This window comes from Brevundimonas sp., assembly GCF_965279155.1.
Classification (GTDB): Bacteria; Pseudomonadota; Alphaproteobacteria; order Caulobacterales; family Caulobacteraceae; genus Brevundimonas.
On record NZ_OZ257138.1, the window covers coordinates 181,394 to 204,279 of the forward strand.

Annotated in this window: 22 protein-coding genes; 14 read left to right on the forward strand and 8 right to left on the reverse strand. The window is 66.4% G+C overall.

From position 1 onward, the window contains the following. Positions 1 to 14 precede the first annotated feature (14 nt). The 8 genes from fabD to ACQY72_RS00905 all read left to right on the forward strand — a co-directional run bounded on the left by fabD (position 15) and on the right by ACQY72_RS00905 (position 8,322). Positions 15 to 971, forward strand: coding sequence for an ACP S-malonyltransferase (gene fabD, locus ACQY72_RS00870; RefSeq protein ID WP_428155061.1), 957 nt, complete (start codon positions 15 to 17; stop codon positions 969 to 971). 142 nt (positions 972 to 1,113) lie between these two features. Continuing rightward, positions 1,114 to 1,854: a 3-oxoacyl-[acyl-carrier-protein] reductase gene (fabG, locus tag ACQY72_RS00875; RefSeq protein WP_428155062.1), complete on the forward strand. Its 741-nt coding sequence runs from the start codon at positions 1,114 to 1,116 to the stop codon at positions 1,852 to 1,854. A 179-nt stretch (positions 1,855 to 2,033) separates the two neighbouring features. Beyond that, positions 2,034 to 2,273, forward strand: a complete 240-nt coding sequence (locus ACQY72_RS00880) for an acyl carrier protein (RefSeq protein ID WP_008264317.1) — start codon at positions 2,034 to 2,036, stop codon at positions 2,271 to 2,273. A 151-nt stretch (positions 2,274 to 2,424) separates the two neighbouring features. After that, positions 2,425 to 3,696 carry a beta-ketoacyl-ACP synthase II gene (fabF, locus tag ACQY72_RS00885; RefSeq protein WP_428155064.1) on the forward strand — a complete coding sequence of 424 codons (1,272 nt, stop codon included), beginning with the start codon at positions 2,425 to 2,427 and terminating at the stop codon, positions 3,694 to 3,696. A gap of 1 nt (position 3,697) precedes the next feature. After that, complete coding sequence (gene mltG, locus ACQY72_RS00890; protein ID WP_428155066.1) at positions 3,698 to 4,858, forward strand: endolytic transglycosylase MltG; 1,161 nt, start codon at positions 3,698 to 3,700, stop codon at positions 4,856 to 4,858. Next, positions 4,855 to 5,739: a YicC/YloC family endoribonuclease gene (locus tag ACQY72_RS00895; RefSeq protein ID WP_428155067.1), complete on the forward strand. Its 885-nt coding sequence runs from the start codon at positions 4,855 to 4,857 to the stop codon at positions 5,737 to 5,739. The genes mltG and ACQY72_RS00895 overlap by 4 nt, the downstream gene beginning before the upstream one ends. Beyond that, positions 5,729 to 6,370: a guanylate kinase gene (gene gmk / locus ACQY72_RS00900; protein ID WP_135195780.1), complete on the forward strand. Its 642-nt coding sequence runs from the start codon at positions 5,729 to 5,731 to the stop codon at positions 6,368 to 6,370. The genes ACQY72_RS00895 and gmk overlap by 11 nt, the downstream gene beginning before the upstream one ends. Positions 6,371 to 6,570: 200 nt before the next feature. Continuing rightward, the gene (locus ACQY72_RS00905) at positions 6,571 to 8,322 is read left to right on the forward strand and encodes an ATP-binding protein (protein ID WP_428155069.1); all 1,752 of its coding nucleotides are present in this window, start codon (positions 6,571 to 6,573) and stop codon (positions 8,320 to 8,322) included. On the opposite strand, the gene ACQY72_RS00910 is transcribed toward ACQY72_RS00905, so the two are convergent. From ACQY72_RS00910 to ACQY72_RS00940, 7 genes are all read right to left on the reverse strand, one after another. Further along, complete coding sequence (locus tag ACQY72_RS00910) at positions 8,319 to 9,443, reverse strand: pyridoxal phosphate-dependent aminotransferase (RefSeq protein WP_428155071.1); 1,125 nt, start codon at positions 9,441 to 9,443, stop codon at positions 8,319 to 8,321. The two genes, ACQY72_RS00905 and ACQY72_RS00910, sit on opposite strands and share 4 nt — an antisense overlap. A gap of 457 nt (positions 9,444 to 9,900) precedes the next feature. Beyond that, positions 9,901 to 10,710, reverse strand: coding sequence for a 16S rRNA (adenine(1518)-N(6)/adenine(1519)-N(6))-dimethyltransferase RsmA (rsmA, locus tag ACQY72_RS00915; RefSeq protein ID WP_428155073.1), 810 nt, complete (start codon positions 10,708 to 10,710; stop codon positions 9,901 to 9,903). A gap of 8 nt (positions 10,711 to 10,718) precedes the next feature. Next, positions 10,719 to 11,723 carry a 4-hydroxythreonine-4-phosphate dehydrogenase PdxA gene (pdxA, locus tag ACQY72_RS00920; RefSeq protein ID WP_428155074.1) on the reverse strand — a complete coding sequence of 335 codons (1,005 nt, stop codon included), beginning with the start codon at positions 11,721 to 11,723 and terminating at the stop codon, positions 10,719 to 10,721. After that, a complete protein-coding gene (locus ACQY72_RS00925; RefSeq protein WP_428155075.1) occupies positions 11,720 to 13,081 on the reverse strand; it encodes a peptidylprolyl isomerase in 1,362 nt (453 codons plus the stop codon). The genes pdxA and ACQY72_RS00925 overlap by 4 nt, the downstream gene beginning before the upstream one ends. Positions 13,082 to 13,153: 72 nt before the next feature. After that, positions 13,154 to 15,604, reverse strand: coding sequence for an LPS-assembly protein LptD (locus tag ACQY72_RS00930; RefSeq protein ID WP_428155077.1), 2,451 nt, complete (start codon positions 15,602 to 15,604; stop codon positions 13,154 to 13,156). Positions 15,605 to 15,637: 33 nt separating this feature from the next. Beyond that, entirely contained in the window at positions 15,638 to 16,777 is a 1,140-nt protein-coding gene (lptG, locus tag ACQY72_RS00935) for an LPS export ABC transporter permease LptG (protein ID WP_428155079.1), read from the reverse strand. Then, positions 16,774 to 17,910: an LptF/LptG family permease gene (locus ACQY72_RS00940; RefSeq protein ID WP_428155080.1), complete on the reverse strand. Its 1,137-nt coding sequence runs from the start codon at positions 17,908 to 17,910 to the stop codon at positions 16,774 to 16,776. The genes lptG and ACQY72_RS00940 overlap by 4 nt, the downstream gene beginning before the upstream one ends. Positions 17,911 to 18,052: 142 nt before the next feature. Between ACQY72_RS00940 and ACQY72_RS00945 the strand changes: the two genes are divergently transcribed. Genes ACQY72_RS00945 through ACQY72_RS00960 form a run of 4 tightly spaced genes read left to right on the forward strand, consistent with a single transcriptional unit; the run spans position 18,053 to position 20,647 of the window. After that, entirely contained in the window at positions 18,053 to 19,528 is a 1,476-nt protein-coding gene (locus tag ACQY72_RS00945; RefSeq protein WP_428155082.1) for a leucyl aminopeptidase, read from the forward strand. 19 nt (positions 19,529 to 19,547) lie between these two features. Continuing rightward, positions 19,548 to 20,006, forward strand: a complete 459-nt coding sequence (locus ACQY72_RS00950; protein ID WP_428155083.1) for a DNA polymerase III subunit chi — start codon at positions 19,548 to 19,550, stop codon at positions 20,004 to 20,006. Between the two features lie 14 nt (positions 20,007 to 20,020). Next, positions 20,021 to 20,320 (forward strand): hypothetical protein, encoded by a 300-nt coding sequence (locus tag ACQY72_RS00955; protein WP_428155085.1) that lies wholly within the window; start codon positions 20,021 to 20,023, stop codon positions 20,318 to 20,320. Positions 20,321 to 20,347: 27 nt separating this feature from the next. Then, positions 20,348 to 20,647 (forward strand): hemolysin, encoded by a 300-nt coding sequence (locus ACQY72_RS00960; protein WP_428155087.1) that lies wholly within the window; start codon positions 20,348 to 20,350, stop codon positions 20,645 to 20,647. Between the two features lie 3 nt (positions 20,648 to 20,650). Here ACQY72_RS00960 and ACQY72_RS00965 read toward each other — a convergent pair whose 3' ends face one another. Then, entirely contained in the window at positions 20,651 to 21,577 is a 927-nt protein-coding gene (locus ACQY72_RS00965; RefSeq protein WP_428155088.1) for a LysR family transcriptional regulator, read from the reverse strand. Positions 21,578 to 21,697: 120 nt separating this feature from the next. Here ACQY72_RS00965 and ACQY72_RS00970 point away from each other — a divergent pair, with 120 nt between their 5' ends. Both ACQY72_RS00970 and ACQY72_RS00975 read left to right on the forward strand, forming a co-directional pair. Continuing rightward, a complete protein-coding gene (locus tag ACQY72_RS00970) occupies positions 21,698 to 22,396 on the forward strand; it encodes a pirin family protein (protein WP_428155089.1) in 699 nt (232 codons plus the stop codon). A 72-nt stretch (positions 22,397 to 22,468) separates the two neighbouring features. After that, on the forward strand, positions 22,469 to 22,867 hold the full coding sequence (locus tag ACQY72_RS00975) for a DoxX family protein (RefSeq protein ID WP_428155090.1): 399 nt from the start codon (positions 22,469 to 22,471) through the stop codon (positions 22,865 to 22,867). The last annotated feature ends 19 nt before the right edge of the window (positions 22,868 to 22,886 follow it).

The window sequence follows — 22,886 nt, forward strand, 5'->3', positions numbered from 1 at the left end:
TCAGGGAGCGGTCGATGACCCTCGCACTTCTGTTTCCGGGCCAGGGCAGCCAGGCCGTCGGCATGGGCGCGCAACTGGTCGATGCCTTCCAGTCCGCACGCGACGTTTTCGCCGAGGTGGACGAGGCCTTGGGCCAGAAGCTGTTCGACCTGATGCGCGACGGTCCCGAGGACCAGCTGACCCTGACCGAGAACGCCCAGCCGGCTCTGATGGCGGTGTCCGTGGCGGCGATCCGGGCGCTGAAGGTCGAGTTCGGGTTCGACGTGGCGACGGCGGCCTATGTCGCCGGCCACTCGCTGGGCGAATATTCGGCCCTGGCGGCGGCGGGCGCGATCTCGCTGTCGGATACGGCGCGGCTGCTGAAGCTGCGCGGCCAGGCCATGCAGCGCGCGGTGCCGGTGGGGCGCGGCGCAATGGCCTCGCTGATCGGTCCGAAGACGGATCTGGCCCTGGCGGAAGCGGCGGCGGCGGCCGGTTCGGAAATCGGCGTCTGCGTGGTCGCGAATGACAACAACAACGGCAACATCGTCATCTCCGGCGAGAAGGCGGCTGTGGACCGGGCTATCGAGAAGGCCAAGGAACTGGGCGCGCGGGCGATCCCGCTGAACGTCTCGGCGCCTTTCCACTGCCCGCTGATGCAGCCGGCGGCGGACGAGATGGCGCAGGCGCTGGCGTCGGCGACCATCGTGGCGCCGGTCGTGCCGGTCGTGGCGAACGTGCTGGCGCGGCCGGAAAGCGACCCGGAAGTCATTCGCCGCCTGCTTGTCGAACAGGTCACCGGTCGGGTGCGCTGGCGCGAGAGCATGGAATGGATGGCGGGCACTTCCGGTTCTGGGGGCGGCGTGACCCGCTTCGTCGAGATCGGCTCGGGCAAGGTGCTGACCGGCATGGCCAAGCGGATCGCGCCGGACGCCGAGAGCCTGCCGCTGAACACGCCGGAAGAGCTGGAAGCGTTCGCTAGGGCTCTGTAATTTCGCCGCTCATCCCGGCGAAAGCCGGGACCCATATCTTTGGGCGATGAGCGTTTGGGTTTGCGCAGGAACGGTGATCCCGGCCATCCTGCGCATGAAAGCACTGGGTCCCGGCTTTCGCCGGGATGAGCGGAGAATTTGAATGTTCAATCTTGCAGGCAAGACCGCGCTGGTGACCGGCGCGACAGGCGGGATCGGCGGGGCCGTAGCGCGGGCGCTGCATGCCCAGGGCGCGACCGTGGTGCTGTCGGGCACGCGCGAGGCGGTGCTGGCCGAACTGGCCAAGGAATTGGGCGAGCGGTCGCATTTCGCGACGGCGAACCTGTCGGCCCCTGAATCGGTCGATAATCTGGTCGCTGCGGCCGAGGCGGCGGCGGGCTCGCCGCTGGACATTCTGGTGGCCAACGCCGGCATCACCAAGGACGGCCTGCTGATGCGGATGAAGGACGAGGATTTCCAGTCCGTCCTTACGGTCAATCTGGAATCCTATTTCCGCCTGACCCGCGCGGCGGTGAAGGGGATGATGAAGCGCCGTTCGGGGCGAATCATCGGCGTGACCTCGGTCGTCGGCGTGACCGGCAATCCGGGCCAGACCAACTATTCCGCGTCCAAGGCCGGCATGATCGGCTTTTCCAAGTCGCTGGCGCAGGAGGTCGGGTCGCGCGGCATCACCGTCAACTGTATCGCGCCCGGCTTCATCGCCTCGCCGATGACGGACGTGCTGAACGACCAGCAGCGCGAGACCATCCTGGGCCGTATTCCGGCCGGCCGGCTGGGTTCGGGCGACGAGATCGCCGCGGCCGCCGTCTATCTGTCGTCCGATGAAGCCGCCTATGTGACGGGCCAGACCCTGCACGTGAACGGCGGCATGGCGATGATTTAAGGCCAGCTGCCGTCATCACGACGCGCAACAGACTATTTCCAGCCCAAAAGCCTGTGCTAAAGGGTTGAATGCATCGGCGGTTCGGGCTTTCGGGCTTGCGTCGCCTTCGCTGCCGTGAGACGGCGATTTCTTAGCTACCCCCGCCTCCGCGGCGATTTCAAACAGGCAGAGAGACACTCATGTCCGACACCCTAGAGCGCGTTCGCAAGATCGTCATCGACCACCTGGACGCCGATCCGGACAAGGTTACGGAAAAGGCCAGCTTCATCGACGACCTGGGCGCCGACTCGCTCGACAACGTCGAGCTGGTGATGGCCTTCGAAGAAGAATTCGACATCGAGATCCCGGATGACGCCGCCGAGCACATCCAGACGGTCGGCGATGCGGTCAAGTTCATCGACGAAAAGTCGGCCGGCTGATTTCAGTCGCCGACATCGGCCGAACAGGCTGACGGTTCACAGGGCCGCCCGGCGCTCCTAGCGGAGACGCCCGGCGGCCTTTACTGTTTCTGACCCTTGGGAATCCGCGATGATTCTGAAAGGTCGGGCTGGAGATAAGGGAGCACGCACCATGCGCCGCGTCGTCGTTACGGGCATCGGTCTGCTGACCCCCCTGGGTTGGGGCGTCGAGAAGAGCTGGAAGGGTATCGTCGAAGGACGTTCGGGCATTGGTCCGATCACGTCGTTCGACACCACGGGCTATGGCTGCACCATCGCCGGTGAGATTCCGAGCGTCGATGGACGCGGCGGCGGCGGCGAGGGCGACTTCGACCCCGAGAAGATCATGTCCGTAAAGGACCGCAAGCGCGTCGACGACTTCATCCTGTACGCCATCGCGGCGGCGGACGAGGCGCTGGCGGATGCGAACTGGAAGCCCGAGACGGACGAGGACAAGGAACGCACCGGCGTGATGGTCGGCTCCGGCATCGGCGGCCTGGGCCCCATCGCCGAGACGGCCATCGTCCTGAAGGAACAGGGCGTGCGACGCGTCAGCCCCTTCTTCATCCCCAGCGCCCTGATCAATCTCGCCGGGGGGCAAATCTCGATCCGCCACGGCCTGAAGGGGCCGAACCATGCGGCGGTGACCGCCTGCGCCACCGGCGCCCACGCCATCGGCGATGCGGCGCGGATGATCGCGCTGGACGACGCCGATGTGATGGTGGCGGGCGGGGCGGAAAGCTCGGTCGTGCCGATCGGCATCGCGGGCTTTTTGGCCTGCAAGGCGCTGTGCACCGCCTATAACGACACGCCGCAGAAGGCGTCGCGTCCCTATGACCGGGGCCATGCGGGCTTCATCATGGGCGAAGGCGCCGGAATCCTGGTGCTGGAGGAATACGAACACGCCAAGGCGCGCGGGGCCAAGATCTACGCCGAGGTCGTCGGTTACGGCATGAGCGGCGACGCCTATCACATCACCGCCCCGTCCGAGGACGGCGAAGGCGGGGTGCGGGCCATGAAAATGGCGCTGAAGCGCGCGGGGATGCAGCCGTCGGACCTGGATTACGTCAACGCCCACGGCACCTCGACCATGGCCGACTGGATCGAGCTGAAGGGGATCGAGGGGCTGGCAGGGGATCACGCCAAGAACCTGACTGTCAGCTCGACCAAGTCGATGACGGGTCACCTGCTGGGCGCCGCGGGGGCCATTGAGGCGGCCTTCTGCGTCCTGGCGATCCGCGATCAGGTCGCGCCGCCGACCATCAATCTGGACGACCCGGAGATGGAGACGCCCATCGACCTGGTGCCGCACAAGGCCAAGCCGATGAAGATCGACGTGGCCATGTCCAACAGCTTCGGCTTCGGAGGCACCAACGCCTCGGTGATTTTCAAGAAGGTCGACTGAGATGTTCGGGCGGGGACGGGTCGAAAAGTCCAGCGGGCGGTCGGGGTTCACGGTCTCGCTGCTGACCGCGTCCGCCACCTTCGGCCTGTTCCTGCTCGCTGCGCTGATCGCGGTCTGGGCCATCTATTATGCGCCGGGGCCGTCGGCTCGGCAGGGCGACAAGACGGTGGTGACCCTGTCCAGCGGATCGGGCGTCTCGGCCATCGCGGCGCGGATGAAGGCGGCGGGGGTGATCCGTTCGACGGACCTGTTCCGCGCGGCGGCGACCCTGACCGGCGCGGATCGCAAGCTGAGAGCCGGCGAATACGAGGTGCCGTCGGGCACGTCCTTGGCCGGGGTGCTGAACCTGCTGGTCGAGGGGCGGGTAGTGCGCCATTTCGTGACCCTGCCTGAGGGCTGGTCGTCGCTGCAGGCCGTGGACATCCTGAACAAGGAACCGGTTCTGACCGGCGTGGTCGCCGAGACGCCCGAGGAAGGCAGCCTGTGGCCCGACACCTATGAGGTCTCGCGCGGCGATACGCGTCAGTCCGTGATCGACCGGATGCAGCGCGCCGCCAACGAGAATTTGCGTCTGCTGTGGAGCCAGCGTTCGCCGGCCACGGTCGCGCGCAGTCTTGAGGAGGCGGTGATCCTGGCCTCCATCGTGGAGAAGGAGACGGCTTTGGCTGCTGAACGTCCGCGCGTGGCTGCGGTGTTCTCGAACCGGCTGCGGGCCGGGATGCGGCTGGAGAGCGATCCGACCATCGTCTATGGCGTGACCAAGGGACGGCCGCTGGGGCGCGGCATCCGGCGCTCCGAACTGCTGGCGCCGACGCCGTGGAACACCTATCAGATCAACGGCCTGCCGCCGACGCCCATCGCCAATCCGGGCAAGGAGGCGGTCAAGGCGGTGCTGAACCCGCCGGCCGATCCAGCCCTGTTCTTCGTGGCGGACGGATCGGGGGGACATGCCTTCGCCCTGACCTATGACGAGCATTTGCAGAACGTGGCGCGCTGGCGTCAGATCGAGCGCCAGAAGGCGGGCCTGCCGCCGGAAGCGGCAGCACCTGTGGCGCCGGGGACCAGCGCGGCGCCGATGACGACCGAGCCGGCCGCCGCGCCGGTTGCGGGCGGTCAGGCGACGATCACCCTTCCGGCCGGTGCGACGCAGGGACCACGATGAGCGGCCTGTCGGGCATGACCGGCTTTGGCCGGGCGGACGGGGCCGGCGAGGGTTGGACCTGGTCGGTCGAGGCGCGCTCGGTCAACGGGCGCAATCTGGAGATCAGGTTCCGTGGACCGAACGGTTTCGATACGCTGGAGCGGTCGGCCAAGGCGGCGGGCCAGGCGCGGTTCGCACGCGGCCAGGTCACTATCGGCGTTCAGGCCAAGAAGGTCGAGGGGGGCGAGGCGGCGGTCACGATCAACGCCGCCGTTCTGGCGCGCTATCTGACCTTGGCCAATGAGCTTGCCGAAGATGGCGCTACACCGCCGTCCGCTGACGGCCTGTTGGCCCTGCGCGGCGTGATCGAGGCGCCGGAAGAGTTAGACGATCCTGAGGCGCGAACAGCGGTCGAGGCAGCGATGGCCCGCACTGTCGAAGAGGCGCTGGATGCGCTGAAGGCTTCGCGTCAGAACGAAGGCGCGCAGCTGACGCCGGTGATCGAGGAGTTCATCGCCCGGATCGAGGCGCTGGTCGTCCAGGCCGAGGTCGAGGCGACGGCGCAGGTCGAGGCCATTCGCGACCGATTCACGCGTCGAATCTCCGAATTGGCGCCTGATGCGCCGGGACTGGAAGATCGGGTTTTCCTGGAGGCCGCCGCTCTGGCGACCAAGGCGGACGTGCGCGAGGAGCTGGATCGGCTGACGGCGCACGTCGCCTCTGCGCGCCAGCTTGTGGCCTCGGCGCCCGCCGGGCGGAAACTCGACTTCCTGATGCAAGAATTCATGCGTGAGGCCAACACGCTGTGCTCGAAATCCGCTACGACCGCGCTCACCGGAATCGGCCTGGAGCTCAAGGCCGTCATCGAACAGTTGCGTGAGCAGGTCCAGAATGTCGAATGAACGCACGCCCCGCCGGGGCGTCCTCCTGATCGTCGCCAGCCCATCGGGCGCCGGCAAGACGTCGCTGTGTCGCCGGTTGATGGCGGATCACGGCGGCCTGGAGCTGTCTGTCTCCATGACCACGCGCGGCATTCGCCCAGGCGAGGTGCATGGGCGCGACTATAATTTCGTCGAGCACGACGAGTTTCAGCGGCTGATCGACCAGGACGCCTTCCTGGAATGGGCGGACGTTCACGGCAATCGCTACGGCAGTCCGCGCGCGCCGGTGGATCGGGCGCTGGCCGAGGGGCGCGACGTCCTGTTCGACATCGACTGGCAGGGCGCGCGCGACGTCGCCGAGAAATGCCCGGAGGACGCCGTGCGCGTCTTCATCCTGCCGCCCAGCCTGGAAGAGTTGCGCCGCCGTCTGGTGACGCGGTCGCAGGACGCCGATGATGTGATCGAGCGTCGCGTCGCCAACGCCAAGGGCGAGATCGAACACTGCGACGCCTTCGACTATGTGCTGGTGAACGAGGACTTCGACCGATCCTACGCCGAACTGGCCCACATCTATCATGCGGAGCGGTCGCGCCGGTTCCGTAACCTGTGGGTCGAGGACTATCGCACCGCGCTGCTGCGCGAAGTCGTCTGAATAAAAAGACAGCGCCGCAGGCCGTGTGTGGCCGGCGGCGCTGCGGGGTACTCAACGCTACGCTACTGAAGTCCTTTTGCCGGACAGAAGGTTGCAGACGGTAAACGCGGCAGTAAGGAACACCCCGTAGCTGTTGAACGTGCGTGGTTTACGTCCTGTTCGCCCTATTGACCTAACGGTAAGCGGTGAACGGGGGTATCATGCGCTTTCTGGATTCAATCGGTCCTCTTCTGGCGAGCAGCGCCAAGGAACGCGTCAAGCAGGTGCCGGTCAGGCTGTTGCTGGCGGTCGTGGTCGCCTGGGCGATGTATGCGGCCGACATGGGGCGATGGATCCCCCTTTGGCTGGCCATCGCGCTGCTGGTTCAGGCGTTCGAATTGCTTGCCATGGCGCCGTTCAGGCGTGCCGAGCCTTCAAGCCGCCGGTTGACGGTCGCCTTGGCCCTGGCTTCAACCACGTTGATGGCGACGACCTATGGCGTCATGGCATTGGTCATCTGGTCGTCCAATCATCCAGCTTTGGTGACCTTGGCCGCCCTTACGCTGGCGGGCGGTCTGTTGACCAATGTGGCGTCGGGGATCGGGTCGCGAACGGTCTTCTTCATCGGCGGCGGACCTTATCTGGCGGTGCTGGCGCTGATGCCCGTGGTCAAGATCATCCAGGGCGACACTCATGGCGTGGTAGTGATGACCCTGTCGGCCGCCCTGTTCGCGGGGGCGATCCTGAACGTCTATTGGCGCGTGCATGCCGCACGTCAGGCCGAGGTCCAATCGCGCGCCGAGGCCGAGCAGCGGCTAGAGCAGGCGCAGGCGGCCATGGCTGACCGTGCGGCGATGGCCGCCATCGTCAGCCATGAACTGCGTACGCCCGTCAGCGCCATCCTGGCCGGCGCCCACGTCATTCGCGGCGGTAAGCTGCCCGAGCAGCGCGAGGAAACCGCCGATCTGATCATCGACGCCGGGCGTCTGATGACCGGAATGCTGAACGACCTGCTGGACCACTCCAAGATGGAGGCGGGGGCGATGGCGATGGAAAGCCGCGACTTCGAACTGGGCGACCTGATGCGCGACACGGCGCGGTTCTGGGCGGCGCCGGCGGCGGAAAAGGGGCTGACGCTGGAAATGGAAGGCGCCGAGGGCGACGCCGTCTGGCTGCGCGGCGATCCTTACCGTTTGCGCCAGATCATCAACAATCTGGTGTCGAACGCGATCAAGTTCACGCCGTCCGGCACGATCCGTCTGGAGGCCGCCGCGCCGCGTGGCGACGACCGGCACTGTCTGACCCTAACCGTCACCGATCAGGGGGCAGGCATTGCACCCGACGCGATGAGCAGGCTGTTCACGCCGTTCGCGCAAGGGTCGGCCGAGGTGGCGCGCACCTATGGCGGGACGGGTCTGGGCCTGACTGTCAGCCGGGAACTGGCGCGGCTGATGGGCGGCGACCTGACGGTCACGAGCGTGGCGGGGCAGGGGGCCGCCTTCACCCTGTGTATCGACCTGCCTGGGGGCGAGCCGACGGAAGCCGAGAACAGCCTGGATGCTACGGCGCCGGTGTTGGCGCGCCGTATCCGGGTGCTGGCCGTCGATGATCACGAGATCAATCGCCGCACCATCGCCTTGGTGCTGCAGCCGCTGGACGTGGATCTGGCGACGGCATCGGACGGGCATCTGGCGCTGTCTCTGCTGGCCGAGCGGGCGTTCGACGTGGTGCTGATGGACGTGAACATGCCGGGCATCGACGGCAACGAGGCGACGCGACGACTGCGCGCCTCAGGCGGTTTGAATGCTGCGGTTCCGGTGATCGGGTTCAGTGCGGGGACCGAGGCCGAACAGGTTCAGGCCTGCTATGCGGCCGGGATGACGGACTGGCTGGCCAAGCCGCTGGAGCCTCGGAAACTTTACGACGCCTTGCACAAGGCGACGTCGTCGGGCGCGCAGGCCGAAGCCGCTTAGGCCAGGGCGGCGAACCAGGGGCGCAGGCGGTTAAGCGCCTCTTCGATCTCCGGCGTCGAGACGGCGAAGCTGAAGCGGATGAAGCGATGGCCGTCGACCGGGTCGAAGTCGACGCCGGGCGCGGTGGCGACCCCGGTGTCGCGCAGCAACCGTTCGCAGAAGGCCACGCTGTCGTCCGTCAGATGGCCGATGTCGGCCCAGATGTAGAAGGCGCCGTCCGGTGGCGCGATCTTCTTCAGGCCCAAGGCGGGCAGGGCGTCCAGCATCAGCTGGCGGTTACGGGCGTAGTTGTGGATATGGCCTTCCAGCTCATCGACCGCGTCCATGGCGACAAGGCCGGCGTGCTGGCTGAGGCTGGGCGGGGTCAGGAACATGTTGCCGATATAGGCGCGGGCGGCGTCGATCCGGGCGTCCGGCACCAGCAGCCAGCCCAGGCGCCAGCCGGCCATGCTCCAGTATTTTGAGAAGCTGTTGATCACCACAGCGTCGGGGGCGAACTTCAGCATCGACGGGGTCGGGCCGACGTAGCTGAGGCCGTGATAGATCTCGTCCGAAACGATGGCGATGTCGCGCGCGCGACAGACTTCGGCGATGGCGGCGAGTTCGGCCTCGGGGATGATGGTGCCGGTCGGATTGGCCGGGCTGGCGATGATGACGCCGGCGGGGGCGGGATCCAGGACTTGGAGCTGGGCGGCGGTCAGCTGGAACCGGGTGTCGGGGCCGCAGGCGATCTCGACGGGCTCAAGGTGCAGGGCGCGTAGTGTGTTGCGATAGGCGACATAGCCGGGACGGGCCAGGGCGATCCGGTCGCCGGGCTTGAACAGGGTGCTGAGCGCCAGAACCAGGGCCGGCGATGCGCCGCAGGTCAGCAGTATGCGGTTCGGATCGACGGCGACCCCGTAGCGGTCGTCATACAGGCGGGCGATGCGGGCGCGCAGGTCGGGGCTTTCCCAATAGCCCATGGCGTCGGCGTCCAGCACCGTGTGGGCGCGGGCGATGGCGGTGGCGGGGGCGCCGGTCGAGGGCTGGCCGAACTCCATATGGATGATCGAGCGACCTTCGGCCTTCAACTGGTGCGCCAGGCGGCTGACGGAAATGGCGCGGAAGGGTTCGACGGTCATCTTTTCGGTCGGGTCCAAGAACGGTTAGCGAAGTAGGACACGGCACGCATCCCGGCCAGCATCATCAAGCCTGCACCCAACAGGACCCAACCGATGGGGTGAGCGTGACGCTCCATGAACGACGGGAATTCTTGCGAATAACAACGGCCATAAGCAAACAAGCTCAGTATCAACCACCCAGTCAGAGCTAGCTGCAATGAGACGGCATGTCCGACAGCCCGGAGCGCTCGCTTAAATCCGAAGCTGATCATCGCAAAAACGATGAAGAGGGCGCAAAATCCCATGAACCAAGGCGCACGTTCTGTAGCGCCAGTTACGTCGCAGCTCAGGCCCATGCCGACACTGAATAGTTCCAGTCCCGACTGTAGGATCAGCATCACGCCAACTATCAAGACGAACAGAACTGAGGGCCAAGGACTTCTACGCGGACGCGTTATCACCTTCGGCCTGTTGTCGGTCACTGGAGGGCATCCGCCAGACGCAGGAAGCCCGCCACGTCGATGGTCTCGGCGCGGGCGTCGGGTTCGATGCCGGCGGCCTCGCACAGGGCGGCGCCGCCCAGTTGTTTCAGGCTGGAGCGGAGCATCTTGCGGCGCTGGCCGAAGGCGGCGGCGGTGACGCGTTCCAGTTTCTTCAGGCGTTCGGGCGACGGGCGCTCGTCCAGCGGAACCAGATGGACCACGGCCGAAGCCACCTTCGGCGGCGGGGTGAAGGCGGCGGCGGGCAGGTGCATGACGATGCGGGCGGTGCAGACGGCCTGGGAAATGACCGCCAGCCGGCCATAGGCGTCGTCGCCGGGCCCGGCGGCGACGCGTTCGGCGACCTCCTTCTGGAACATCAGGGTCAGGCTGTGCGGGAGCCAGGGGCCCGTCAGCCATTTGATCAGCAGGGGCGTGCCGACGTTATAGGGCAGGTTGGAGACCATATGGGTCGGGCCGGAGACCAGATCAGCCTCCTTCACCTTCAGCGCGTCGGCCTCGACGATGGTCAGGCGGCCGGAGCCGTCGTCCAGCTCGCTCAGCAGGGGAATGAAGCGCGGATCCTTTTCCACAAGAACCACGGGGCCGGCGTCGGATTCCAGCAGGGCGCGGGTCAGGCCCCCGGGACCGGGGCCGACCTCGATCACGGCCCGGCCGTCGAACGGGCCGGCCATGCGGACGATCTTGCGCGTCACATTGAGGTCCAGCAGGAAATGCTGGCCGAAGCTCTTCTTGGCCAGCAGGCCATGGGCGTCGAGGGTTTCGCGGAGGGAAGGAAGGTCGGTCACACGCCCTGTTAGCGCGCGGCGCGGGCCGCCGCCATCTCCGATGCCAGACGAATGGCGACGATCAGGCTGTCGGGGCGCGCGATGCCCTTGCCTGCGATGTCGAAACCGGTGCCGTGGTCGGGCGAGGTGCGGATGATGGGCAGGCCCAGTGAGACGTTGACCCCGCCCCAGAAGTCCAGCGTCTTGACCGGGATCAGGGCCTGGTCATGATACATGCAGATGGCCGCGTCGTAGGTGGCGCGGGCCTCGTCATGGAACATCGTGTCGGCGGGTCTGGGGTCGGTGATGTCGATCCCCTCGGCGCGGAGTTGTTCGGCGACGGGGATCAGGATGTCGAGTTCCTGAAGACCGAGCGCGCCGCCTTCGCCCGCGTGCGGGTTCAGGGCGGCCATGGCCAGGCGCGGGCGGGCGATGGCGAAATCGCGCTTCAGGCTTTCGTGGACGACGCGGGCGGTGCGGGCGACGCGCTCCGCCGTGACCAGTTCGGGCACCTGATCCAGGGCGACGTGGATGGTGACCAGACAGGCGCGCAGATTTTGCGCCGTCAGCATCATTACCGGGCCGCGCGTGCCGGGATAGGGAGCGTCTGCGGTCAGTTCGGCGATGAACTCTGTGTGGCCTGGAAAGCGGAAGCCCGAGGCGTACATCGGCGCCTTGGCGATGGGGGCGGTGACGACGCCGGACGCTTCGCTGGACAGGGCGAAGCTGACGGCCTCCTCGATCCCGTCCGCGACGGCGGAGGCGTTGGCGGGATCGGGCCGTCCGACCTCGACCGGCGCGGGAAGGGGGCGGTGGATGACCGGAAGCGCCGAGGCGAATCGACTTTGAGCGTCGCCGGGCAGGGTGACCTCGACCACCGGCACGCCCTGGGCGCGCAGGAGAGCGGCGTCGCCGATGACGGCGAAGGCGAAGGCCTGGGCGTTCAACGCCTTCCAGGCGGCGGCCACTATCTCGGGCCCGACGCCGGCGGGTTCGCCGAGCGTCAGGACCAGAGGCGCGACCGCTGGGGTCATTTGAACTCGATCAGGGCGTCGCTGCGCAGGTCACGCAGGTAGCGACGCTCAAGCACCGCCAGGTTCTGGCTGCGCAGGCGGTTCTCGACCTGCTGACGGTTCGGCGCCTCCGGGCCGCCCACGCGACGACCGCAGACGGCGACCAGGTGCAGACCCAGCGGGGTGCGGATAGGGGTGGAGACCGTGCCGATCTCGCCGGTGCGGGCGAACTGCTGGAACTGGGGCGCCAGGTTGGCGACGTCGGATTCACCCAGGTCGGCGCCGAGGACGCCCTCGGTCGCGCGCGCCTGAGAGATGATATTGTCGCAGGTCAGGCCGGTCCGCATCGCTTCCAGCTTGGCGCCGGCGGCCGCGACATCGGCTTCCGAAGCCGTTTCGGGCAGTTCGACCATGACCTGCCGCAGCGAGACCAGGCTGGTCGAGGCGCCGTCGCGCTTGTCGCGCAGATATAGGATGTAGACGCCGCCATCGACGACGATGGGGTTGGACAACTGACCCGGTTGAAGCTGTTCCAGAACCGTCTGAACGGCGGGTTGCAGCGAATCCTTGACCACCCAGCCGGCGTCGCCGGGGACGCGGGCGTTGGCGGACGGGGCCGAGGAGAACTGTTGCGCGACGGCCTGGAAAGGCGCGCCGCCGATGATCTGCTGCACCAGTTGACGGGCGCCGTTCAGCGCCGCCTGGGCGCCGCCGACGCGCGCGGCGTCGATGTAGATTTCACCGATCAGGAACTGTGGCTTGGAGGCGGCTTCGTTCAGGCGACGGACTTCCTGATCGACCTGCAGGGTGCTGGGACGGGCGCGGCTGTTGAAACGGCCGGGAATCAGCTGGCCCCAGCCGATCTGGGTGCGCAGGTTCTCGCGGAAGGCGGCGGGCTGGATGCCGCCCTGTTGCAGAAACTGCAGATAGGCGGCGGGCGCCGTGCCGGCCGCACGCGCCATTTCCGCGATTTCGGCATCGACCTCTTCGTCCGTGACCTTCAGACTCTCGAACTTGGCCATCTCCTGGGTCTTCAGGCGATCTTCGATCAGGGCGTTGAGCGCGGCCTGCTGGATAGCGGGCAGGTTCTGCTCGGTCGGCTGGACCTGGGACGAGGCGATCAGCATCAGCATGCGCTGGCGCAGATCATAGCCAGTGATGATCTTGTCGTTGACGGTGGCGACGATGCCGTCGGCCATCTCGAATTGAGGTTCGGCGCGAGCGGCGGGGGGCGCCTCCTCCCCAGCAGGATTGGGCGCGCCGGCCGCAGGGCCTTGCGCGGGAGCCTGAACGGGCGCGGGCGCCGTCTGGCCATGGGCAGAACCGGCGAGCAGGAACGCCGCGAGCGCAGCCCCCGTCGAATAACGCATCAAACCCATTGGTCGTCCTGATTCCTCACAGCGGTCCGCCAGCCAGGCCGGCAGGCGGTCGCGCCCCGTAAAGCGTCATGCTCAACGCATGTCGCCCTGTCCATAACCTGAACCTCCGAAAGTGGCGAGGTTTAGGCGCACATAGATGCCTTCCGACGGGCCGCCGGGCCGCGCACGGGTGTTGTCGCGGCGGTAGCCCAGTTCGAAGCGAAGGCAATCGTCGTCGAAGAGCACGCCGACTTCGGATCTGGTGATCTCGTTCTGATCCAGATCGGCGATGCCGGCGACCGCGACGCCCCAGTTGCCATATACGAACTGCTGACCCGCCAGTTGGACGAACTCGTAGTTCCGGTTCAGCACGCCATCGATCGGATTCGACTGATCCAGGATGTAGCTGACGGTGGCCAGGTTGCGACGGCCCCAGCGGCCATCGACGGCGGCCTCGGCGCGACGCACGTCGCCCGAACCGTCGATGGTGGCGTGAACCCAGCTGCGGATGCGGTCGGACGGCGAATAATCGCCCTGAACCACCCAGTCGGACGTTTCGGCGGCCAGGCCTGTCGGATCGTACAGGCGCGCGGGATCGTCGGGGATGGAGGTGCGGAAGTCGTCCTGCTGGTCGAAGCGATAGCTGCGGCCGACGAACAGGCTGGCCTTGCGACCCTCGGCCCAGCGGATGGTGGCGCGTCCGCCGGCGGTCAGGCGCACGCCGCCCTCCAGCAGGTCGTAACCGGAGAAGCGGTCCATGCGGAACAGGGACGATTCGTCCAGTTCCAGAACCTGGGAGTCCTCGATGGGGATGCGACGATCCAGGCTGACCTTGTTGGAGACCGACAGCTGGCCGACCGGCTCAAGGATGATGTCGGCGTCGCTGATGCGTTTGACCAAAGGATAGCTGACATCCACGCCGGCGCTGAGGCGCGAGCGGCTGACGGTCGCGTCGCTGTCGATGCCCAGCATCGGCGGCAGATCGGACATGGAATAGAGATCGACGCGGGTGTCGATGAAGGGCTCGACGCGGATTCCGACCGGCAGGATGACGGTGCGCCGCCACTCCACCTGGCCCGTGATCCGGCGGCTGTCGACGCCGCTCAAGCCCGTCGTGACGGGCGGGACGATCTCGGGGTTAAGAATCGGAGCCCCGACGAAGGCGTCGCGATAAAGCGAAACGGCCGAGCCCTTGAGCCGCAGACGCCCGCCGAAGACCAGTTCGTGCGGCTCCCACCGCGCATCGATCAGCGGCGCGACCAGGGGCAGGGTGTCGTCGTTCTCGAACACCTTGAAGCCGTTGGCGTCGCGGAAGTCGTTCGCGGCGAAGGCGGGGTTCAGGCGCAGGCTCTGGATCGAGAAGGCGGCGACCGAAACATAGGAGCGGTCGGTTTGATGCTCGGCGTAGATCTGGCTGATCAGACGGCGGCGGTCGCCGTAGTAGAGGCCGTTGTCCTGATAGGGCGAGCGGACATCGTAACGGTCGAACAAGGTCTTGTCCGAGGTGCGTTCAGCCGTGAATCCGAAGCGCCAAGGACCGGCGGGATCATACTCGCCGTGCGACAGCAGATAACTGCGGCTCTTGCGGTCGCCGAAATCGACGTTGCTCTCGAAATCGCCGTCGCCGTCCAGATCGAAATCGCCGAACTCACGGGCGTAGGTATAGCCGCCGCGCGCCACGATCATGCCCTCGGCGAACCGGCGGCGCCATTGCAGGTTCAGCAGCGGCGCGACCGAGGTGTTGATCTGGGGACTGATCAGCCAGTCCTCGGACGGCGAGACGACGTGGAGGTAGGGAACCTCGACCGAGACGCCGCGCCCTTCGTCATAGTTGACGATCGGCACCAGGAAGCCCGACGCCCGCTCGACCGACGGGTCGGGGTGCGCGAAGAAGGGCGTGTAGAAGACCGGCACGGGGCCGATGTAGAAGACCGCGTTACGATAAAGGATGGCGCGCAGTTGCTCGTCCTGCACCACCTTCTCGGCCTGGATCGAGATGGTCGGCGTCTTCGGTCCGCCGTCGTCGCAGATGGGGCAGGGGGTGAAGCGGGCGTAGTTCAACTCGTTGACGTTTTCGCTGCGGCGCACGGCCGTGGCGGCCATCAGGCTGGCGCCGTTTGACATGCGCGTGGCGAAATCGACGGCGACGCCGGTGGTCAGGTCTTTGTCCAGTTCGAGACGGCTGGCGTAGACGACCGTTCCGTCCGGCGCGATGGCCTCGACCTGGCCTTCGCCGGTCGCCGAACCTGCGTTCAGGTCATAGGACAGGTTCTCGCCGCGCAGCACATGGCCGCGCGTGCGGACATAGGCGCGGTTCTCGGGCGTGCCGCTGACGACGATGTTGTCGCCTTCGCGGCGGGCGTTGTCGGCATCGACATAGACGGCTTCGGGCGGCAGGCCGTCGGCAGGCGCGGTCGTGGTCGCGGCCGGAACGGTTTGCGCCAGAACAGGCATGGCGAAGGGCGCGCAGGCGACCAGGGTCGCACCGGCGAGAAGCCTTGCTCTGAAAGCGTTGAAGCGCCGATCGCGGCGATCACCCTGCATAGGCCATCCGTATTCTGAGAAGCGAGCGCCCGATTAGCCGTCTTCGGTATAGAACAGCAAGGTAAAGGCTGCGAGCGCCGTCAGAACGGGCGGGAGCCACGCGGCGACAAAGGGCGCCACGACCTCGGCCGATCCCATCGCCGAAGAAAACTGGTTCAGGAAGAAGAAGGCGAAACCCAGGACCACGGCGGACACGCTCATCCGCGCCAGGTCGCCCAGACGCATCAGCCGAAGCGAGAAGGCGGCGGCCAGAATCGACATGGCGGCGAACACCAGCGGCGTGGCCAGAAGCTGCTGGAAGCGCAGGCGATAAGCCGTGGAGGTGAAGCCGGCGTTCTCGATGCGGCTGATCTGGTTGGGCAGGGACCAGAAGGGGGTCGATTGCGGGCGCGCGAACCGGTCGAAGGCTTCTTCGTCGGCCAAGCTGGAAACCAGGGTCAGGCTGGAATAGGTCACTGCGCGCTGGCCGATCTGGGCGCCGACCGCGTCGGTCAAGCGCCAGGCGCCCGCATTCAATGAGGCCGATTTGGCGTCGATCCGTTCGGAGAAGGTGCGGCCGCCGCCGGGTGCGGTCGTGTAGATGAAGAAGCTGACATTCAGCAGGCGGGCGTTGGCGCGGTCCTGCTGTCCGGCGCGGATGATCATCTGACGCTGGTCGTCGCCTTCGCGCAGCCAGATCGCCTCCTTGGGGTCGCCGCCGGGCGCTGTGCCGGAGATGCGCGCGCGTTCGCGCTGCCACAGGCCGTCGCCGGCCGAGGCCAGCGGTCCAAGCACGGTCACGGTCAGAATGCCCAAAACGAAGGCCATGCCGGCGGCCGGCAGGACGAAGCGCCAGGCGGACACGCCCGCGGCGCGCATGGCGATCAACTCGCTGCGGCGGTTCAGGCTGATGAAGGCTGACAGGGTGCCGAACAGGAAGACGAACGGCATCAGTTGCACGATCACCGACGGCGACTTCAGCAGCACCAGACCGAAGATTCGCACGGCTGACAGGTCCTGAGCCGAGCCGACGCCGCGCGAGACTTCGACGAAGTCGATCAGCATGACCAGGGCCGAGATCACGGCCAGGGCCACGCCCAGCGACTTGAGCTGCTGGACCAGCACATAGCGTTCGATGCCGCCGAGACGGGGAATATGCGGCGAACGACGAGCCGGCATGAGCGCGGTGGTCATGCGAACCTCGCTTTCAGGTCGCGCACGAAGAGCCAGCGTTTGCTGCGTCGCGGCTTCAGCGCGCGGAACAGGACGCGCAGGGCGACGGCGATGGCGATGACGGGCACCACATATTGGAGAATGTTCATCCAGCCATTCCAGGCGCTGGCGGCGACGAGGCCGTAGCCGATGACGCGCAGCAGCAGGAACAGGCCCGCCGCCTTGGCGATCCGCAGCGTATAGCCGGTCCTGCTGAAGGCGCCGCCCAGAATGGCGGACAGGGCCAGAGCCATGGCGACCAGGGCGTAGAGCGGCGAGGACAGGCGCGAATGGGCCTCGGCCAGCAATTCGCCGCGCGATCCGGCGACTTCGATCACCTTGGCCGTCGGGTTCAGCAGTTGGCGCAGATAAAGATCCGTCGGCTTGTAGCGGATGGTGTCGGTGACGCCGACGAAGGGGGCGAGCGAGAAGTCGTATCGTCCGAACGACAGGGTCTCCAGCACGCCGCCCGACGAGTAACGCTGGGCCGAGCCGTCCAGCATGGTCAGGACCGGCGTCCCGCCTGCGTCACGGCTGAATCGGGCCTCCGACGCGTTCCAGGTCGTGACCTTCTCCTTGTCGTCCAGATAGACGAACAGGTTCTTGAGCAGGCCGTTCTGTTCGATCTGCTGCACATAGACGGTCAGGCCGTCAGGCCCCTGGACGAACTGGCCTTCCTCGACCAGCAGGGCGGCGAGGTCGGTGCGGATGTCGAAAGCCTGACGCCGGGCCTCCTGCTGCGCCCAAGGCAGAATGAAGACGTTGACCAGCAGGGTGACCAAGGCGACCAGCACGGCGATGCGGGCGGCGGGGGAAATCAACTGCCAACGCGTCATGCCGCCGGCGAAGGCCGCCGTCAGTTCCTGCTCGCGTTGCAACCGCGTCAGGGCGATCAGGGCGCCGACGAAAAGACCGATGGGCAGAATCACCGACAGCAGTTGCGGCAGGGCCAGCAGGGTCAGTTTCACCATGACCCACACGCTCTGGCCCCGCTCCACGATGACCTGGAGTTGGTCGAGGCTCTGGCTCAGAATTCCGATTCCCGCCAGCGCTGCGCAGGCGGCGACCACGGGGAACAGGATCTGGCGGAAAAGGTATCTTTGAATCAGGTTCATGGGCGGTTGGACTTCGCCCGGTTGCAGGCGGCGATATTGAGGCGCATCTAGTAGCACATCAGGGCGCGTCCGCGACAAGCAGACGCGCCGTTGTCTTTTTGCCTTTGCAGACGCCGGGTGGGGCCTGGCTGGAGTTGTTTGAATGAAGATCGAGTTCGTCGCCGCCGTGGACGCCGCCGAGATTCTGGCGGTTCCGGTTTTTGAAGACCGTGCCTTTACGCCGGCTGGGTCCGCCCTGGACGCCAAGACCAACGGCGCCCTGACCAAGGCGGCCGGCAAGGGCCGCTTTACCGGTAAGGCCGGCCAGAGCCTGAGCGTCGCCGCTCCGGCCGGCGTCAACGCCGACACCGTGCTGCTGGTCGGCGCGGGCGCCAAGGACAAGCTGGACGATCTGGCTGTCGAGGCCTTCGGCGGCAACGCCTATGCGGCCGTGAAACTGTCGGGCGCCGACGTTCTGACCATCGACGCCTCGGACCTGGCGCCGGAGCAGGCCGCACGCGTCGGTTTCGCCGCGCGTCTGGCCGCCTATCGCTTCGACAAATATCGCACGACGCAAAAGCCGGACAAGATTCCGTCGATCACTACCATCCGCGTCGTGACCTCGGACCTTCGCGCCGCCGAGACTGCGCTGGAGCCGCTGTCGGCGGTGGCGGACGGCGTGATCTTCGCGCGCGACCTGGTGTCCGAGCCCGCCAACGTCCTGTATCCGGCCGAGTTCGCCAAGCGCGTCAAGGCGCTGGAGAGTCTGGGTCTGGAGGTCGAGATCCTCGGCGAGGCCGAGATGGAGAAGCTGGGCATGCGCACCCTGTTGGGTGTGGGCCAGGGCAGCCGTCGCGAAAGCCAGCTGGCGATCATGAAATGGAACGGCGGCGAGGCGGGGGCTCAGCCCCTGGCCTTCGTCGGCAAGGGCGTCTGCTTCGACACCGGCGGCATCTCGATCAAGCCGGCCGACGGCATGGAAGACATGAAATGGGACATGGGCGGCGCCGCCGCCGTGACCGGAACCATGATCGCCCTGGCCAGCCGCAAGGCCAAGGCGAACGTCATCGGCGTTCTGGGCCTGGTCGAGAACATGCCTGACGGCAACGCCCAGCGTCCGGGCGACGTGGTCGTGTCGATGTCGGGTCAGACGGTCGAGGTGATCAACACCGACGCCGAGGGTCGCCTCGTTCTGGCTGACGCGCTCTGGTACACGCAGCAGCGTTTCAAGCCGAAATTCATGATCGACTTGGCCACCCTGACGGGCGCCATGATTGTGGCCTTGGGCCTGGATTACGCGGGCGTCTTCTCGAACTCCGACGATGTGGCTGATCCGATCCTGGCGGCGGCGAAGAAGGTGGGCGAGAACTTCTGGCGCATGCCGATCCCGGCCATCTACGAGCAGCACATCGATTCCAAGATCGCCGACGTGAAGAACACCGGCAACGGTCGCGCCGGCGGCTCGATCACCGCCGCCCTGTTCCTGCAACGCTTCACCAACGGCGTGCCGTGGGCGCACCTGGACATCGCCCCGACCGCCTGGGCTAACAAGAGCCCCAGCCCCACCGTGCCGGAAGGCGGCGTCGGCTTCGCCGTGCGCACGCTGGATCGCATGGTCGCCGACGCTTACGAAGCCTGATCGCCGGGGGTAGAGCCGGGTGAGAGACAAGCCCGAAATCTGGTTCTACCACCTGGAGCGGTCGACGCTGGATCAGGTGCTGCCGACTCTGCTCGAAAAGACGATCGAGCGGGGTTGGCGGGCGCTGATTAAGTCGTCGCATTCGCATCGGCTGGACGAGATCGACGAGACACTGTGGACCTTTCGCGACGACAGTTTCCTGCCGCACGGGCGGGCGGATCAGCCGAATGCCGAGCGTCAGCCTGTGCTGTTGAGCGAATCGGGAGAGAACCTGAACGGTGCTCAGGCGCTGTTCATCGTTGACGACGCAGAACTGGGCGCGACGGAAGGGTTCGAACGATGCTTCATTATTTTCGACGGTCGGGACGAGCCGGCGTTGCAGCACGCGCGCGGGCGCTGGAAGACTTTGAAGGGGCAGGGCGCGAACCTTGCCTACTGGCGTCAGACCGACGAGGGGCGCTGGGAAAAGGCGGCCTGATCGGGCTGGTCCTGTTGGCGGGCTGTTCGACGCCTGTCGCCGATGCGCCTGCGCCGCGCACCATCGAACAGGCCCAGATGAATCCGCCTGTCGGCAGCCGTATGCCGACCGGGCAGACCGACGATGTCTGCAAGGCGGGCGAGATGCAGTATCTCGTCGGCCGGTCTCGCACCGAAATTCCGGTTCCGGTGGATGTGGTGAACCGCCGCGTGACCTGCACCACATGCCCGGTCACCCAAGACTTCTCGGCCTACCGGCTGAACATCTTCTACAATGAGCAAACCGGCGTCATCGAACAGGTTCGCTGCGGCTAGTCGGCCGCGACCCACAGGGAGACGATCATGAAGACCCTTATCAGCACACTGGCGACCGTTGCCGCCCTGGGGCTCTCGGCTTGCGCGCCGACCCAGACATCCGAACCCGTTCGGCAGCCTCTGGAGACGGCGGTCAAGCCCTGCAAGGTCGAGGATTATCAGAGCTACGTCGGGCGCAACCGCTCGACCATCCCGACCGCGCCTGCGGGCCAGACCTTCCGCATCCTGTGCACCACCTGCGCGGCGACGATGGACTATCGCGAGAATCGGGTGAACTTCGTCTATGACGAGGCGACCAGCATCGTGCGCGAAGTGAAGTGCGGCTGACGATCAACGCCCCACCTTATCGCCGGGCCACAGCGGCCCACTGAACTTCGCCGCCAGATAATCCATGAAGGCCGTGACCCGTGCAGGTCGCGGTCCGCCGCTGGGCGCCACCAGATGCAGCGCGATGGGCGGCAGGCGCCAATCTGTCATCACTGTCTCCAGACAGCCGTCGGCGACGTCCTTCCAGTAGATGAAGTCCGGCTGGGGAAACAGCCCCAGCCCTGCGCACAGCGACGCCGTCAGGGCGTCGGAGTTATTGGCTCTCAGCGGCCCGCGCGGATGCACGACGACCTCTTCGCCCGCATCACTGGTGAACCGCCAGGTGTCTGGACTGGGCATATAGGCGTAGCCGAGGCAGGCGTGTCGGGCCAGGTCGTTGGGGTGGATCGGGCGACCGCGTTGCTCCAGATACGACGGCGAGGCCACCAGGGCGCGCTCCACCGGCCGCAGCTTGCGCGCCGTCAGCGAGGAATCCGCAAGGGCCGCGATTCTCAGCGCGCAATCGAAACCCCCGCCGACCAGATCGATCACCTCGTCCGACAGATGCAGGTCGATGGATACGTCGGGGTGGGTGGCCAGGAACTCGGGCAGGGCCGGGGCGACATAGGCCATGCCGAACGACATCGGCGCCGCCAACCGCACCAGGCCGCGCGGGGTGACGGACATGTCCAGCGCCTCGGACACCGCGCCCTCCGCCTCGGCCAACATGTGAGCGGCCCGAGCGGCCAGTGTTCGGCCCGCATCCGTCAGGGCGAACCGGCGCGAGGTGCGGTGCAACAGCGTGGTCTTCAGCTGCTGCTCCAACCGCGTCACCGCCTTGGACACGGTGGCCTTGGACAGGCCCAGGGTCTCGGCCGCGCCGAAGAAGGACTGGCTGTCGGCGACCTTGGCGAAGATGGCCAGGGCTTCTAGGTCGGGCAGGCGGGACATGGGCGGCTCTGCGTCCTGAAACGATGAGTTTCGGTTGTTTCTATTTCTGTTCGGTCGCCGATCTCTATCTTGGCGTCAAGCAAAGGCGTCGGACGGTTTCGACGCGAAAGGACGAGTTCAATGATCGAGCGCAGACCGTTTGAATCCCTTGGCGGCGCCAACCATGGCTGGCTGAACGCCAAACACCATTTCTCCTTCGCCAACTACTATGATCCCAAGCGGATGAGCTGGGGCAATCTGCGGGTCTGGAACGACGACGAGATCGCCGCCGGCTCGGGCTTTCCGCCGCATCCGCACGCCGACATGGAGATCATCACCTATGTCCGCGACGGGGCCATCACCCACGAGGACAGCCTGGGCAACAAGGGCCGCACCGTCGCCGGCGATGTCCAGGTGATGAGCGCCGGCACCGGCATCCGCCACGCCGAATACAACGCCGAGCCGGAGCTGACGCGGATCTTCCAGATCTGGATCGAGCCGACCAAGCGCGGCGAGGCGCCCAGCTGGGGCTCCAAACCCTTCCCCAAGGGCGAGCGTTCGGGCCAGTTCGTGGTCCTGGCCTCGGGCTTTGAGGGGGATGAAGACGCTCTGCCGATCCGCACTGATGCGCGTATCGTGGCGGCGACGCTGAAGGCTGGCGACAGCGCCGACTATCCGCTGGGCGCCGACCGTCGGGCCTATCTGGTTCCGGCCAAGGGCGAGGTCGAGGTCAATGGCATCAAGCTGAGCGCCCGCGACGGCGCGGCCATCGCCCAGGAGGATGTCGTGACGGTCAAGGCGTTGTCGGACGCAGAAATCGTGCTGGTGGACGCCGCCTGATTTTAGGATCAGGCTTCACGGTCGAACCTTGATCCGATCGTGAAGTCCGCCTTCGAAACCCGAGGAAAGAGAATGTTCAATCAAGCGAATGAATGGTCGTCTCGCGCGCTGGCGGCGCTGAGGATCGTCTCCGGCCTGCTGTTCCTGGCGCATGGCGTCGTCAAGGTATTCGGCTTTCCGGGCGGGGCCGAGCCGGGTCAGCAGGAGCTGCTGTCGCTGTTCGGCATCGGCGGCCTGATCGAGCTGGTCACCGGACTGCTGCTGATCCTTGGTCTGTTCACGCGACCGGCTGCGTTGATCGCCTCGGGCCAGATGGCGGTGGCCTACTGGATGTTCCACTTCCCGCGCGATCCGTATCCGGCGGTGAACGGCGGCGATGCGGCCATCCTGTTCTGCTTCTTCTTCCTCTACATCTTCACGGCCGGTCCCGGCGCGTGGAGCATCGACGACCGCAGCGCAAAGCGGTTCTGATTTCTTAGCTAAGGAGAGC